Below are 15,858 nucleotides of genomic sequence, written 5' to 3' on the forward strand. Positions count from 1 at the left end.
TATCTCTCCTATATGTTTATTCTGCTACTCTATCCATTATTTACTGGTTTTTGGTTTTACTGGTGAGTGAAAAATTTTAGGATCCACCCCTTTCCTTGGGCAGTCATACTGGGATTAAATCATCTGAAGTGGATTGTTTACTTTCTGTTCAATTCATCCAGCATGGACTGAACAATGGGCTTTAACTCTGTGATATCATGGGTTGCAGTTTTGTAGATCAACCTGACATCAGCTCTGAAGTAGGCATGAATAAGAACGTTCCGCATCCCTGCTATCTCATCCCAGGGGATTTCCTGATGTCTTTCCTTCATCGCATAAGGAATCTGCTTTGCAGCTTCACCAATAATCATAATCTGATCACGAACAGCACTCAGGGTTTTGTCATCATCAGCAAAATCTTCCAGTGATAAAGACCCAATGAACCGGTCTATCCTAATGCAGGCATCGAGGATTTCCTGAAGGTAAAGATGAGGATCTCTCATATATACACAACTTCTGATAGAATAGGCGTCCTGAGTTCTGCCCGGATTGCACGTTCCGGAACAACATCGACAGACTGTCCGAATATTTTCTCAAGATAAATTTTCAGACCTGAGTGATCAAGAAGGCTGGCATCATCGTTGAAATCAACCAGAATGTCGATATCACTTCCCGGCCCGGCATCGTCCCGAATGACCGAGCCAAAGATGCCAATCCGGGTGATATGATATTTCTGGATGATATAAGATCGTTTCTCTTTCAAAACCGAGATGACCTCTTCCTTCTTTTTCATGGTAATCCCCCTATATTCCCGGTTACTAGGGAATTTTTTTCTCATCCTAAAATGTTTTGTAATCTCTCTTGGGTTTTTTCACATAAAAACACATGGATGATTCAGGCAGTAGAATAGATTTTGTCTGAATAAATGAATATTTTGGGCGGGTATTGATCCAAGAAGGGCTGATTATTACCTTAAACCAGCAATAATTTTTTTGACTGGTTTAATCCATTAAACCTCTGTTTCTCCATTTGAGGTTCATAAAGTATGATGAGATATTATCTCGAAAAAATAAAGTATTTAAGCCAATAGCCTGACCAGAAGAGCTTTCTGCACATGGAGCCTGTTTTCAGCCTGGTCCCAGACTGCACTTACCTTACTGTCGATTACATCATCGGTAATCTCCCAGTTCCGGTGTGCCGGGAGACAATGCATCACTATTGCCCCTGGTTTTGCACAGGCCATGAGTTCGGCATTTACCTGGTACGGCATAAATATCTGTCTTCTCCGGTCGATCTCCTCTTCCTGCCCCATGGAGATCCAGGTATCGGTCATGATTACATCAGCACCAGTGGCTGCTTCCCGTGGGTCGTTCACAATCCTGACCTTTGCTCCCATCCGGATAGCATCTCTAACAACGTCATCTTTTGGAGCAAATTCTGGTGGTGAAGCGACAACGACCTCCATACCAGTAAGGATGGTGCTCAGGATAAGTGATGTGCAGACATTATTCCCATCACCAATCCAGGCAACCCTAACCCCCTCGGTCCGAAAGAGCCATTCCTCTATGGTCATGATGTCGGCCAGGATTTGACAAGGATGTTCCCGATCTGAAAGGCCATTAATAACCGGAATATCAGCATGAGCAGCTAGCTCAAGTACTTCATCATGCCGGTTTGCCCGGATCATGATGGCAGACACAAACCTGGACATCACACGGGCTGTATCACGAATTGCTTCTCCTCGCCCAAGTTGCATATCTTTTGGATTGAGGAAAAGAGCATGACCCCCTAGTTCAAACATGCCTGCTTCAAAGGATATTCTGGTTCTTGTTGAGGATTTTTCAAATATCATCCCCAGAGTTTTATGGGCTAAAACGGGTGTATGTACACCCATCCTTCGTTCTTCTTTGAGTTTTCGGGCATGAGCGATTAGATTAGAAAGTTCTTCACGGGAGATATCCAGAATTGATATGAAATCTTTCTTCATCGTATCTCCTTCATATGTGAAATTCTCTTGTCAAGGACTTCTCTGGTTCCGATATCACTACGGTGCCTTACCGGGCCCTGAACAGCAGATGCAGCCTCTTCTGCGATTTTTTCTGCCTCTTCCAGGGTATCACCGATGCCAACAAAGGCCATGGTTCGTGAACTCTGGGTTACCAGGTATTCACCGTCTCGGACGACACTTGCATAGTAGCAAAGTGCTTTGTTTTCCGGTCCTGGAGTCAGTTTCCCTCCTGAAACTGGATTATCTGGATATCCTTCAGGGACAAGATACTTACAGACCGTTGCCTTCTTCGCAAACTGAACCTCTGCTTTGTCAAGGGTTCCTGCTGTAATTGCCTGAACAAGGGTAGAAAAATCACTGGTGAGTAACGAAAGAACGTTCATTGCCTCCGGATCCCCAAATCTGGCATTAAATTCGATGACCATCGGCCCTTGTGCTGTGTTCATGAACTGACCATACAAGATTCCCACATATGGGGTCCCTTCAGCGGCAAGTGAAACAACAGTCTGTTTCATGATGGCAAATGCCTTGTAGTAATCCTCTTCGGTGACAAAAGGGAACCGGTGATCAGGAAGCGTATATGATCCCATTCCACCAGTGTTCGGACCGACATCTCCTTCAAAGGCTCGTTTATGATCCTGAACAAGGGGCATCGGGACAAGATGATTACCATCGACAAATGCCTGCAGGGTGAACTCTTCTCCGATAAGTCGTTCTTCTATGACGACATCGCCTTTGAGTTCATGAACATATCTGCAGGCATCCTCATGGGTCAGGTGTTCACCCATTATCCTGACTCCCTTGCCCCCGGTCAGACCGGATGGTTTTATTGCATATTCTTTTATAGTGGTTTTTAGGAATTTTTCAGCATCTGTGCCAGAATGGAATATATGGTATTCAGGTAGACCGGGAATATTATATTTTTTCATCAGGTTTCTGCAGAATGATTTGTCAGTCTCTATTCTTGCTGCTAATTTTGTGGGACCAACACATCTGACTCCTGCTTCCGTAAGTACATCAACAACTCCTGTTTCGAGTGGAGCTTCAGGTCCGATACATGCAAACAGGATCTGATGCTCGAGACAGAACATTTTCACGCGTTCCGGATCTGTTTCTGAAGCAATCAGCACCTTATATGCCAATTCAGTTATACCTGGATTCATCCTGTTCATTACGGAAAATATTCTCGTCTGCGGATTTTTGGATAGGGCCTTTGCAATGGCATGTTCTCTACCTCCGCTTCCGACAACAAGGATGTTTGTATGTGTATTCATTCCTTAACTCCGATGAAATTGTATCATTCTATCAATTTTTAAAAGAATTTTTAGAAAATGCTCAAAAATGGCACTCTCTCATATGAATGGGTAAAGATCCTGGTCGCTCTGCAAATGAATAACTCTATACTCTTGCAGAGGTGATGAGAAATAATCAGGTGAAGGAGTAAAAAATTGCCTCCTCTGGTACTAATTGCCATAGATATCGGATCTTAGATTTATATTCTCGTACCAATATGCGGTATACCCCATTAAACCTATCATTTTATTACGATACTATGGCCTTGAATGACGAGGAGAGACCCCCTCCATAGTCCCTAAAAATCATCAGTTGAACTATTCATATTCACAGGGTCCGCTTTTAATACGTGGATCATTGACGGCGGAGAAGTTCAATGATACTTTGTAATGGTTGTATGACTCACCTTTCTCTCAGATTATGACCTTTCTTGCAACCGGATTTCAGCAGGTGGACCATTCAAAGGACCAGAAAAAACTGGTCAGATGTCTGTCAAACATCAGAAATCATCCCTTCTTTCGATCTGTGAAAGAGGAATCATTTCAACTCCTGCAGATATCCCCCGGAGATATTATCCTTGAGATAGGGTGCGGACCGCTTGATGATGTGCATATCCTGGCCGAACAGTGTTGCCCGGGAGGGCTGGTTATCGGGTCAGATATTAGTTCTTCACTTGTAACTCTTGCAAAAAAGGCGACCCATACACCCAATCTCTCGTTCATCCGGATGGACGGACAATATTCTGCAGTCAGGGAGGGTGTATGTGATGCTGTCAGGGAAGACCGGGTCCTTCAACATGTCAAAAATCCGGAGCAGGTGATTGATGAGATGTATCGGATCCTGAAACCGGGGGGACGATGTGTCCTCTTTGAACCAGACTGGGAGAATTTTATCATCGACGGGATAGATGAAACGGTCACGAGGAGTATACATAACTTCTGGTCAGATCAGTTTGCCTGTGGTCATGTCGGGAGAAAAATCAGACGATTTTGCCTGAATGCGGGATTTATTGATGTACAGGTCTATCCCCGGACCATGATCATGCATGCATTCAAAGAAGCAGAGGCAATCTTCACCGTTTCAGAAAATGCAATACGGGCAGCATCTGCCGGACAAGTATCACAAAAGGCAGCGGAAGAGTTTATTGCCTATCTTAGAACTATGGATCAAAAAGGTTTATTCTTCGGTTCCTTCACCGGCTACCTGGTTTCCGGAAATAAATGAGTGCCGGAATGGGCAGAAATCGCCTGGGACTGGGTGTTACACGATAATATCATTCACCTTTGAATTTTTTATTCTCATATAGGCAATCTCGGTATTCCAGGGATTTTTTTCGATAAAGTCAAGAACACTCTTGATCTTCTGGTAATTCTCCCGTATCTTTCGTGCATCATTACTCTTTACATCCTTCTCCTTATTTATCAGAAACTGATACTTTTCAGATAGTGAAAAGATACTCTCCACGACATATGTTGAATAAAGGTGATCTGCTGATATGGACTGTCCATCCTTGCCAATATCCTCCAGGTGAATGACAAATGGATCAGTCCTCCGGTATTTCTGGGCAATTCCTCCGATAAATGAGGGTCCGTCAGGGTTGATATACATGTAAATACTGTCATTGCTATCCCGGTAAGTTGCTATGGCAGAACTCTGCAGGGGATCGGTGAGACGGATACCAACTGCTGCATGAGAGAGGCCGGGATATGCAAGGTAGACCACATCATATCCTGCTTCACTGAGCAGACCATATAAAAACAGAGCTTTATCATAACTATTCCCGGTTTTATCATGTAATATCTCAACCGGGTACCGGTTTTCAGGACTTTCAGTCAGAGGGATCTGCTGAACAAAATGGACAATACATTCCAGTTTTGCCCGCTCATTAATCCGTTTGATATTTGCCTGCCGTCTGACTTCGTCCAAGGTTTCCTTCACAGTCTCCTGTGTAGTTGGATCAGTAAGAATAGCAGAAAGAACCGGGATCCACTCTTCAGGATTTTTTGTTGAGACATCCGTTGATTGGAAGGAAATCTTTTGTGCACCCAGGTGAACCGACCGGTTGATATCAAAGGTAAGCGGCAGCGTATCTCCAGAAGACTGAATGGTGAATGTCCGTTCCACAAATGCGGGGTTAGCTCCTTTTTGTGGGATAACTATGAATTTCTCCAAATCGGTTGTGTTCGATAATTCCTGGGATTTTAAAATCCTGATCTTTTTTGTTTCATCAGTAGGAATCTGTAGACTATGCAGGTATTTCCCCTGTGGAGTAAAGACCTGGACTCGTGCATTGCCGGAATCACAGACATATATGATCTCTTCACCTGACACATTCACTACGCTGATCCCAGCAGGGATGTCAAACTTCCCGTCCCCATCTCCAAAACCACCCCAGCTGGTCAGGAGAGATCCTTTGTCACTGAGTTTTAATATCCGGTGGGTTGCTGCATCGGAAATGTAGATATTTCCCTGCTTGTCATGAGTTATTCCGGCGATATCCCAGTACCCAAACGGTTTTGCAACATCCCGGGTAATGATCCTCTGCATTGTCCCATCTGCCTGAACCAGAAACAGGGCTTTGTCATGGAGATCACTGACTAAAAATGATTCATTAGGTAGGGGTAGTATATGTGACGGCCTGATAAGGTTAGACTGGGTCACTGATACCTGCTTTGCCGGTGATGTGTTATTCTGTGTTTGTTCTGGTGCATCTCCGTGAAAAAAAAGTCCAAGGATAATGCCACTCAAGATACCGGCGATTAGAAGTATGATAATACCAACCACATGCCGGTTCATAAACTAAGATTAGCCATATGAGTATAATGGCATGTATGATACAAGGGTTAATTACTCGTTCATAAGTTCCTGTATACTAACTAGAGATTTCAGCGTGATATCGAGATTTTGAAGTTTTTTCTCAGCTCCTTCATTTCGATCTACTACGGTGATCACATTTTTTACTATTGCACCGGCAGAGCGAAGCTGCTCAATTCCAAATACCGCAGATCCACCGGATGTGGTTACATCTTCAACAAGAAGGATGTGTTTTCCGGTAACTTCTCCAATGATGAGACTGGTAAGACCATGTCCTTTCTGTTCTTTCCTGATGATCACGTAGGGTTTTCCAGAGGTAAGGGAGACAGATACCGCAAGGGGAACACCACCGACGGCCACTCCTGCGACGGCATCGAAATCAGTATTTTTTATCAGGATCTCTGATGCAATCTTTTTCAGGATAGCAGGATCAGTGATTGCCTTTTTAATATCAATATATACCTTGCTTTTTCTTCCGGACGCAAGGGTAAAATCTCCAAATCGGATTGCTTCTGCTGAGATTAACATCTCACGCAATGTTGCAGTTACCATGGTACCTTCTTCAATCCTAGTTTATACCCGATAATATTCACGGTTCGGTGCAGCAGGGGTGTCAGCACAAGGATGACTATAAGTAATGGTAAAGTCATGGTGCCCATTATCCAGACCGGATCAAACAAAAGTGTCAGAAGCAAAGCCCCGACAACAAAGTCCAGTTGATCCACCAAAAACCATTCCCCTCCCCGGTCTATTCCCCGGCGTCTTTTAAAAAAACTCTTGACCATATCTCCAAGGAGTGATCCAATTGCAAACAAAATCACTGCAGATACCGTGTGGTGAGGGAACCAGGGTATAATGCCGGATATTTCCAGATATATCTGAAGAAAACCAGCCAAAATTCCTGCGCTAACTCCTCCAATAAATCCCCGGATAGTTTTTCCATCTCCAAGTATCCGTTTTCCGTCAGACCATTTTTTCTTCAGATCTATGGGCATACCCCCACCCGTGAGAGCCGCGAAATTATTTGGAAGGTAGGCGGGGAGCATCAACCAGATGGCAGAACCGATGAGAATGAGTATATTCATGACTATAGTAGCAAAATTCGGCATACCTATAAGGTTAGGTTTTCGCATACATATGAGCAGAAGTAATACCTTGGTATGGAATACCCGCTGGTGGTGATAGTATACTCCTAAAAAATACGAAAAGTCTCTGTCCGATATGTAAAAAGGTACTCGATGCAGAGATTACAGAAAAAGATGGAAAGGTGTATATAAACAGGACCTGTCCTGATCATGGCTTTTTTTCATACCTATACTGGGATGATGTCGAAGCATGGCGCAGATATGAGGCATTCGGTGTAAAAGGTTCAGGTCTTGAAAATCCTCAGGTCATCAGGGAGATAAGCAACTGTCCATATGATTGTGGGATTTGTAATAATCATAAATCAACAACTCTCCTTGCAAATGTTGATCTGACAAACCGGTGTAACCTGAATTGTTCCTTTTGTTTTGCCAATGCCCGTGCTTGCGGATACATTTACGAGCCCACCTTTGACCAGATCAAAGATATGCTGACGATCCTGCGCTCTGAAAAACCGACTCCTGCACCAGCAGTTCAGTTTGCCGGAGGCGAACCAACACTCCGGGATGATCTGGTTGAGATCATTAGACTGGCAAAAAGTTTGGGATTCATGCAGGTGCAGCTGGCAACGAACGGACTTATCATTGCTCAGGATCCTGATTACGCACTCAAGCTCAAAGAAGCTGGACTTTCCACGGTTTACCTGCATTTTGACGGAGTCTCAAAGGAGACAAATTTCAAACTTACACATGATCTGAAAGCAATAGAAAACCTGAAGAAGGCTAAACAGGGTGTGGTTCTGGTACCAACCATTATCAAAGGCCAAAATGATCATGAAATTGGTGATATCGTCAGGTTTGCAGCAGAACATATTGAGGTTATCCGTGGTGTAAACTTCCAGCCGGTATCATTTACCGGGGCAGCATCGCCGGAGGATATCGAACGGCAGCGGATAACTATCCCAGAGTTACTAGATTGTATTGAGAAGCAAACCAGTGGTTCAGTGGAAAAAGAGGATTTTTATCCGGTTCCCTGTGTTGTGCCGATCAGCGACTTTGTTGAGGCATATACTGGTAAACCACAACTAAAGTTCACTGCTCATCAGCATTGTGGTGCAGCAACCTATGTCTTTGTCAGGGATAAGAAGATCGTCCCGATCAACCGCATGATAGATGTTGATGCATTCTTTGATTCCATCGAGCGGCTGACGACCCAACTAACATCTGCAGGACCTATCAGCCGGAAGATGGTCGCTATAAACGGGATTAAGGAGCTCTATGGTTCGGTGAAGAAGAGCGAGGAGGGGGGACGAGAACTCTGGACCAGTCTTGGAAAGGCTCTCATTACTCATAACTTTGACTCCCTTCGTGAGTTCCATTGGAATGCCCTCTTTATCGGAATGATGCATTTCATGGATAACTATAATTATGATGTTGAGCGGGTGAGCCAGTGCTGTATTCATTACGCAACACCGGATGGAACTCTGATTCCATTCTGTTCTTATAACAGTGGTCCGGTGTTCCGTGAAGAGGTATGGAAGAAATATAGTCAACCATTTGAATAAATTTCCTTTTTCGTGTCTTATGATAACCATTATTCCAAAACCAACCGATATTCCATCTGACAATTCCACCCGGATGGTCATGGATGAGTTTGATCGGATGGGATATCCGTACCAGGTCAGGTTTTTAGAAGCCATTGATCCATTTTCAGATGACCTGTCAGGAGCTACTATCTGGGCCTGTGGAATCAGACAGAATGGTCATAATTTTGAGTCTCTTCAGGCTCTTTCGCTAAAAAACCGGATTATTAACTCCCCGGAGAGTATTGTCACCTGTGCAAGTAAAGTGATGACATCAGCCCTTCTGGTGCAGCACGGGGTACCGACTCCGACAACCTTTTTTACCGAATCACGGACTCTGGCAGGTCAGTTCATAAAAAAACATACGAAAGCCGTATCAAAGCCGGTATATGGATTTGACGGAGTGGGTATTCACCTGGTTGAAAGTGAGGGCGATCTTGGGGATCCTCCTTTCTACCTGCAGGAGTATGTGCCAAATGACCGTGACTTCCGGGTGTTTGTCATCGGCGATCAGGCTGTCGGGGCAATAATGCGTGTATCTGATCACCTGACTCACAATATTCATCAAGGGGGCTGTGGTAGTGCTATTGACATCCCAAAAGAAATGGCGAAAATAGCAGTTCAGGCTGCACATTGTGTTGGTGTTGATTATGGTGGTGTCGATCTGCTCGCCTACAATGGTTCTTATGTTGTTTTGGAAGTAAATGGAACGCCTAACTGGCATTGTATGCAGGCACCAATCCCACAACTTCTTGCGGAATATCTTATTTTACAGGATAAACAGAATCAATAATAGGAGAGGATGTCTTTAGACACCCATTTCTATCTCTTTTAACGTGCGCTCAGCAAGTTCATGCATCCGATCAGCCATTCGTGCTGCTGATGGGTTATCTACCTCACGCATGGCCTTTGCGATGGCATTTCCCAGGACAAAAATTGCATATTTATGCTCTACCTTACTCCGGTGTGTCTGGGAGGGCGTAATCTCGAGGGCATCATATTCAGAAAAATCAGCCTCAGGGTTCTGCTCCTGGAGATATTCGCGGACATTTGTGAGCATGGTATGCAAGGAAATTAGTTCTTCTTTATGCACACTTCTGTCTCCACAATAATGTTGGTGGGAAAAATATAAAAAAAATAGCCTGAAACCAACTATCTAAAAGGAATGAGCCGAATGGTTGCCGGAAGACGTACAATTCCCGTAAAGGATGGTGCTGCAAGATATCTGATTCCATGTGTGAAACATTGATCTAAGAGATGTTGGTTTACTTCCTGGTCGATAATAACTCCTTCTAAGTCATGTTCTATTGTTCCAAGTTTTTCTTCAATATCTCCGGCAGGAAGTTCAGTTTTAATTTCACCTCCAAGCCCAATGAGTCTGGCCGTCCCACGATTTTTTACTTCCCTGATATGAGAAAAAACGGTTCGTGGTCGTTCTTCTGAAAGTTCAGAATCTGAAATACTATGAATTTCTTCTGCTGAGCATTCTAAAAGAGATTCGGTCTCAACACATTCCTCTGATTGTTCTAAAATTTGTTCATTTTTTTCAGTCTTGATCTGATCCTCTTCAACATTTTCCTCTTTTTTTATTTCACTTTCACGGATTATAATCTCTTGTTGCTGGTTTTGAGTAGCGAAATATTCTGAAATCCTATCTTCAAGAATATATTCAATAGGGATCTTGTTTCGGAGGGCCTTAATGATCTCTTTTCGAGAAAGATCTTCAACAGATTCTCCTCTGGTGGGATATGCAACAAAATCAACATCGGTCACTTCAAGAAGTTCACGTAGAATGAGATCCCCACCCCGATCTCCGTCGAAGAATGCTGTTGTAGTCTTTTTCCGGCACATCTCAATTATTGTTTTAGGTATACTTGTTCCTTCAACTGCGACGGCATTTTTTATTCCTGCCCGAAGCAGGTTGATAACATCTGCTCGCCCTTCAACAACAATGATAGCATCTGAGATGAGGACATTAGGGCCGGCTGGAACATTGTCAGGTCCTATTGTCGCAATCTTTTCTATCCGCTGGCTTTCGCGGACTGCGTCAATGAGTGACTCTGGATCAATACCTGGTTCTTCAAACTCAAGAAGTAAAGCTTTTGCACGTTCGATAATTTGGGTGCGTTTGGTAATTCTGACGTCTTCAATAGATTGAACTGAGATTTCTGAACTGCAGGGACCTACCCTGTTTATGGTCTCCATGGAAGCAGCAAGAATTGCAGTTTCAGCCCGATCAACAGAGGTTGGTATAGTTATCTCACCATATGATTTGCCTAACTTGCTCTGGACCTTAACATCAATTCGCCCAAGCTTTCCCTGTCGCTGAAGCTCACGAAGTTCTAGTTCTGATCCAAGCAGTCCTTCGATCTGACCAAAAATTGCCCCTACAACATCAGAGCGATCTACCACCCCGTCGGTCTGAATAACCAGATGAATACGATATTTAGTTGTATCCTGTTCATACACTCACGAACCCTCCGTCTGTGATGGAATGAATCATATGTATCGGTGATTCATCTACCAGAAAGTATATAAGAATTAGGTTTGGGATATTGGAATCAGCTACATTACTTATTTGCTGATAGGTCGATTAGCTGTTGACGCGAGATACCGGTGATCTGAATCTTTTTTACTGATGCTGTATGTCCGGATATAATTGTCACGGCATTTTTTGATATATGCAGTTGGCTGGCAATGAGTTCGATTATTGCTTTATTTGCTTTTCCTTCCATTGGAGGAGCTTTTACAGAAATTCCAAATGCTTTTCTCCATGAGTTATACCCATCAGGAAATATTGATTGTTTACTTCCAGCTGAAACCTCGACAGTAATTATTATTCCATCTGATGTGACCTGACAAATGTCATCAGTGGGTTTCTTATCATCTGATTCGTTTCTTTTTTGTTTTTCTGTTTTTCCATACATTGAGTGACCTAATTTTTTACATACAGAATCCTGATGTTCGAATTGTCTGCTTCATTAAGTATATATATCTTATATCTCATTGTAAAAATTAGAACCGTATTTCAATAATCATATTATACTTGTCTGATTATTCGAATAATCTCAAAATAAATATGTGCTCTGGAATATGGAATTCTTAATAGGAAAATTTTACGTTAAGTGATCTCAGCTTGCTGAATAGTTAGATAATACTCCACAGGGATTTATGGAATGAAAAAGGAAATTCATGTTCTTTATGTTGACGATGAACCTGCCCTTTTGGATATTGTACAGACATTTCTTCAAATCACAGGAGAATTTGTTGTAACAACTTTAGATACTGCTGATTCTGCATTACTTTTAATTAAGGAGCAGGCTTTTGATGCAATAGTTTCTGATTATCAAATGCCAGATATGGATGGGATTGAATTTCTAAAAAAAGTCAGGGGGTCAGGAAATTCTATACCATTTATTATATTTACTGGAAAGGGTCGGGAAGAAGTTGTCATTCAAGCTCTCAATGAGGGGGCTGATTATTACCTGCAGAAAGGTGGGGATCCAAAATCTCAATTTACTGAACTTGCTCATAAAATCCGGCTTGCAGTACGACAAAGAGGATTAGAGTCTTCTGTAAGGGATTATGAACGTCGGGAAGCCGATATTCTAAATTTTCTCCCTGATGCAACATTTGCAATTAATACTGAAGGAATTGTTATAGCCTGGAACCAGGCCATGGAAGAAATGACTGGTGTAAGTGCTTCTAAAATTTTAGGAAAAGGCGATTTTGAATACTCTATTCCTTTTTATCAGGAACGTCGCCCTATGCTGATTAACCTTGTTTTAAAAGACGATCCGGTTATCTATAGGACATATTCATCAATTAATCGAAACAGAGACTTAATTTCTTCAGAAATCACGATTCCGTCCTTTCATGAAGGTACCGGAGCATCGTTTTGGTTTACCGCATCCCCGCTCTATGACAATGAAGGGAGGATAGCAGGGGCAATTGAGTCTATCCGTGAAATAACTGACATTAAGAGTTCAGAGCAAAACCTTATCCGCAAACATGAAGAACTTCAGGCAGCTTATGAGCAGATATCAGCCACTGAAGAAGAACTTCGTGCAAATTATCAAGAAATAATTCAAAAAGGAGAAGAACTCGAAAAGAAAGAACAGCACCTTCGTGCAATAACCAACAATATTCCTGGAGTTGTTTATCGGTGTCATGTTCGTTCTGATAATAAACTACGGATAGATTTTATCAGTACAAAAAGTCTTGAAATACTAGGTCTTGAAAGTAATCCCGTTATTTTCTATGACGTATTTGTTCAGGGTATTGATGATTATGATCGCCCTAGATTCATCAACATGGTTAACCAGGCGATTTTACTAAAAATTCCATTTGATTTTGAAGGGAAGTATGTCAAACCATCCGGAGAAAGAATCTGGATAAAGTTTGTATCAAGCCTGGACATAAACCAAGAATCTCTTCTTTATAATGGTATTATTTTTGATAATACGGCATTAAAAGAGCAGGACGAAACGAGGCGGTTTCTAGCTCATGTTCTTGATAATTCTCCGGCATCTATCACTGTTCATGATTTTGATGGAAATATGCTTTATGCAAATGAAAAAACCTTTGAATTGCATGGCTATACTCACGAAGAGTTTCTCGCTAAAAATCTTCATGATATTGATGCCCCAGATAGTGAGCTCTTGATACATAATCGGCTTGATGAGGTTTTTAAAAACAATTCACTGGAATTTGATGTACATCATATCCGTAAAGATGGATCACTTATTCCTCTCCATGTCAACTTGAAAAAGATAGTATGGAGAGGAAAGAATGTCCTGCTCAGCATTGCGACAGACATTACCGTACAAAAAAGAGTCGAAGAGGAACTGAAAAAAAAGGCAGAAGAACTCAATTTAAGGACAAGACTTCTAACCGTACTCCTTGAAACAGTTCCTATTGGTGTATTTATGGTAGAGGCTCCTTCTGGCAGAGCCCTGATTTCTAATCAAGCAGCAACCAGGTTGCTTGGCCGGGGTGTATTACCAGATACATCGGAAAAAAATCTTTCCGAAAAGTATGAGGCATATAGAATTGGAACCTCTCAAAAGTACCCTGCATCGGAAATGCCGATAATTCAGGGGATGTATGGGAAAAGCAGTCATATTGATGATATGGTTGTTGTCCGTCCAGATGGTACGCAAGTTCTTTTAGAAGTTTTTGGAAATCCAGTAACTGACAATCATGGACATATCATCGCTAGCCTGGTTAGTTTTATTGATATAACTGAACGGAAAAGAATTGAAAATCTATTAAAAGAGAGTGAAGAGAATGCTCGTGCTCTTATAAATGCTCAAAAAGAATCTATCTTTATGATGAAACCGGATGGGACAATATTATATGCAAATGATACTATGGCCTATCGGTTTGGGTATTTTGCACAGGATCTCATTGGTAAATGCGTATATGATCTTGCTCCTGCTGAAGTATCGGAAAGGAGAAGAGAGTATGTTGATCGAATGATGCAAACTCGAGATACTGTCCACTTTATTGATCAAAGATTTGGAAGGATAATGGAAAATTATCTCTATCCAATCCTGGGAAATGATGGAGAAGTCTCACGTATTGCAGTTTATGGACGCGACATTACAGAAAAACAGGAAGCAGAACAGCAAATTGCGGAAAGTGAAGAAAAATACCGAAGTGTGGTTGAACAAGCTCATGATGGTATTGCAATTGTTCAGAATAATCTTCTGGTGTTTGTAAACGAAGCGTTTGCTTACATGTCAGGGTATGATCAGAATGAATTAATGGGAATGTCCTATTTAGAGTTCATACAAGAAAAAAACATATATGAGGTGAAAAATTATGTCGATGAGACTCTTCTCTGCATGGAAAAACCAACAAGTCGAGAGATAGATCTCATACGAAAAGACAAAACAACCTTCACTGTTGAAGTGAATGCAGCGGGTATATCTTATAATGGTACCCCTGGTTGTCTTTTTTTAATACGTGATATCAGTGACCGGAAGCATGCAGAAGAACTTCAGAAAAAAACTATGAACCTGCTTAATGAAGTTCAGAGGATTTCAAAAGTAGGAGGATGGGAGATTGATGTTCAATCTGGACGTATCTCCTGGACTGAAGAAGTGTACCATATTCATGGTGTTGGGCATGAATATGATCCAAATGATCTTCAGAAAAACATTTCATTTTATGCCCCTGATGATGCCAGAATAATTGAAACTGCATTTCATCGAGCTGTGAATGAAGGAATACCTTATGATCTGGAACTGAATTTTATCCAGAATGATGGAAAGCAGATCTGGGTCAGAACCATGGGAAATCCGGTTTTTGAAGGTAATAAGGTTATTAAAGTGACCGGAAATATCATGGATATCACTGAAAGGAAACATCTCGAGTTATCTCTTCGGGAAGCATTATTGAAATTGAAAGTCCTTACTGGAATTACTCGTCATGATGTAGTAAATGATTTGAGTGTAATATATCTCTCTCTCGATATGATGCGGGAATCTGATGATGAAGCAATAAAACATGAATACCTCTTAAAAGCAGTAGATGCAGTAGACATTTTGAAAAAGACAATTGAGTTTACCCGGGAGTATGAAAATTTTGGTTCTGTTTCAAGTAAATGGGAAAATCTCCTGGAGATTGTAACCGGAGCTCAATTGGATGTTGCTTTGACAAATATAAAGACGGATATTTCTCTTCCTTCTAATCTCCAATTGTATTCAGATCCTATTATCAGAAAAGTATTTACTACACTGTTTGAAAATTCATCCAGGCATGGAGGTAAAAATCTCTCAAAAATTCGCATATTTTTACAGGATGTTGGTATGGATACCTTAATTGTATATGAAGATGATGGTATTGGTATACCAGAACAGGAAAAAGCTTTAATTTTTAATCACGGATATGGAAGACATACAGGTATCGGATTATTTCTTGTTCATGAGATTTTATCGATTCTTGGGCTTTCAATCCGGGAATGCGGAATTGAAGGAAATGGAGTCAGATTCGAAATTTTTGTTCCAAGTGGCTCATACAGATATCAGAATTCCATTTGATATTCTGTAATCGTGATGATTATTGAGGTCGAATGGTAAATTATCTAATTTTA

General features: G+C 41.7%; 14 protein-coding genes. 4 read left to right on the forward strand and 10 right to left on the reverse strand.

Annotated elements, in window-relative coordinates; all coding sequences use genetic code 11:
* Positions 1-137 precede the first annotated feature (137 nt).
* From KSK55_RS00285 to purD, 4 genes are all read right to left on the reverse strand, one after another.
* Entirely contained in the window at positions 138-482 is a 345-nt protein-coding gene (locus KSK55_RS00285; RefSeq protein ID WP_218607747.1) for a HepT-like ribonuclease domain-containing protein, read from the reverse strand.
* The gene (locus KSK55_RS00290; protein WP_218607748.1) at positions 479-772 is read right to left on the reverse strand and encodes a nucleotidyltransferase family protein; all 294 of its coding nucleotides are present in this window, start codon (positions 770-772) and stop codon (positions 479-481) included. The genes KSK55_RS00285 and KSK55_RS00290 overlap by 4 nt, the downstream gene beginning before the upstream one ends.
* A 285-nt stretch (positions 773-1,057) precedes the next feature.
* A complete protein-coding gene (argF, locus tag KSK55_RS00295) occupies positions 1,058-1,966 on the reverse strand; it encodes an ornithine carbamoyltransferase (protein WP_214418255.1) in 909 nt (302 codons plus the stop codon).
* Complete coding sequence (gene purD, locus KSK55_RS00300) at positions 1,963-3,261, reverse strand: phosphoribosylamine--glycine ligase (protein ID WP_218607749.1); 1,299 nt, start codon at positions 3,259-3,261, stop codon at positions 1,963-1,965. The genes argF and purD overlap by 4 nt, the downstream gene beginning before the upstream one ends.
* 439 nt (positions 3,262-3,700) lie before the next feature.
* Here purD and KSK55_RS00305 point away from each other — a divergent pair, with 439 nt between their 5' ends.
* Positions 3,701-4,504 carry a class I SAM-dependent methyltransferase gene (locus KSK55_RS00305; RefSeq protein WP_218607750.1) on the forward strand — a complete coding sequence of 268 codons (804 nt, stop codon included), beginning with the start codon at positions 3,701-3,703 and terminating at the stop codon, positions 4,502-4,504.
* A 36-nt stretch (positions 4,505-4,540) separates the two neighbouring features.
* Here KSK55_RS00305 and KSK55_RS00310 read toward each other — a convergent pair whose 3' ends face one another.
* From KSK55_RS00310 to KSK55_RS00320, 3 genes are read right to left on the reverse strand one after another with little or no spacing between them, the layout of a single operon-like run.
* The gene (locus KSK55_RS00310) at positions 4,541-6,076 is read right to left on the reverse strand and encodes an NHL repeat-containing protein (RefSeq protein WP_218607751.1); all 1,536 of its coding nucleotides are present in this window, start codon (positions 6,074-6,076) and stop codon (positions 4,541-4,543) included.
* Between the two features lie 51 nt (positions 6,077-6,127).
* Complete coding sequence (gene pyrE, locus KSK55_RS00315; RefSeq protein ID WP_218607752.1) at positions 6,128-6,646, reverse strand: orotate phosphoribosyltransferase; 519 nt, start codon at positions 6,644-6,646, stop codon at positions 6,128-6,130.
* Complete coding sequence (locus KSK55_RS00320; protein WP_256664287.1) at positions 6,640-7,140, reverse strand: CDP-2,3-bis-(O-geranylgeranyl)-sn-glycerol synthase; 501 nt, start codon at positions 7,138-7,140, stop codon at positions 6,640-6,642. Before KSK55_RS00320 ends, pyrE begins: the two co-directional genes overlap by 7 nt.
* A 140-nt stretch (positions 7,141-7,280) precedes the next feature.
* On the opposite strand from KSK55_RS00320, the gene tes reads away from it, so the two are divergent.
* Positions 7,281-8,741 (forward strand): tetraether lipid synthase Tes, encoded by a 1,461-nt coding sequence (gene tes, locus KSK55_RS00325; RefSeq protein WP_214421351.1) that lies wholly within the window; start codon positions 7,281-7,283, stop codon positions 8,739-8,741.
* A 19-nt stretch (positions 8,742-8,760) separates the two neighbouring features.
* Positions 8,761-9,552, forward strand: coding sequence for an ATP-grasp domain-containing protein (locus tag KSK55_RS00330; RefSeq protein ID WP_214418261.1), 792 nt, complete (start codon positions 8,761-8,763; stop codon positions 9,550-9,552).
* A gap of 15 nt (positions 9,553-9,567) precedes the next feature.
* On the opposite strand, the gene KSK55_RS00335 is transcribed toward KSK55_RS00330, so the two are convergent.
* The 3 genes from KSK55_RS00335 to KSK55_RS00345 all read right to left on the reverse strand — a co-directional run bounded on the left by KSK55_RS00335 (position 9,568) and on the right by KSK55_RS00345 (position 11,686).
* Complete coding sequence (locus KSK55_RS00335; RefSeq protein ID WP_214418262.1) at positions 9,568-9,852, reverse strand: UPF0058 family protein; 285 nt, start codon at positions 9,850-9,852, stop codon at positions 9,568-9,570.
* A gap of 59 nt (positions 9,853-9,911) precedes the next feature.
* A complete protein-coding gene (dnaG, locus tag KSK55_RS00340) occupies positions 9,912-11,228 on the reverse strand; it encodes a DNA primase DnaG (protein ID WP_214418263.1) in 1,317 nt (438 codons plus the stop codon).
* Between the two features lie 101 nt (positions 11,229-11,329).
* Positions 11,330-11,686, reverse strand: a complete 357-nt coding sequence (locus KSK55_RS00345) for a DUF167 domain-containing protein (RefSeq protein ID WP_218607754.1) — start codon at positions 11,684-11,686, stop codon at positions 11,330-11,332.
* Positions 11,687-11,935: 249 nt separating this feature from the next.
* On the opposite strand from KSK55_RS00345, the gene KSK55_RS00350 reads away from it, so the two are divergent.
* Positions 11,936-15,805, forward strand: coding sequence for a PAS domain S-box protein (locus KSK55_RS00350; RefSeq protein ID WP_218607755.1), 3,870 nt, complete (start codon positions 11,936-11,938; stop codon positions 15,803-15,805).
* The last annotated feature ends 53 nt before the right edge of the window (positions 15,806-15,858 follow it).

Source organism: Methanospirillum hungatei (genome assembly GCF_019263745.1).
Lineage (GTDB): Archaea > Halobacteriota > Methanomicrobia > Methanomicrobiales > Methanospirillaceae > Methanospirillum > Methanospirillum purgamenti.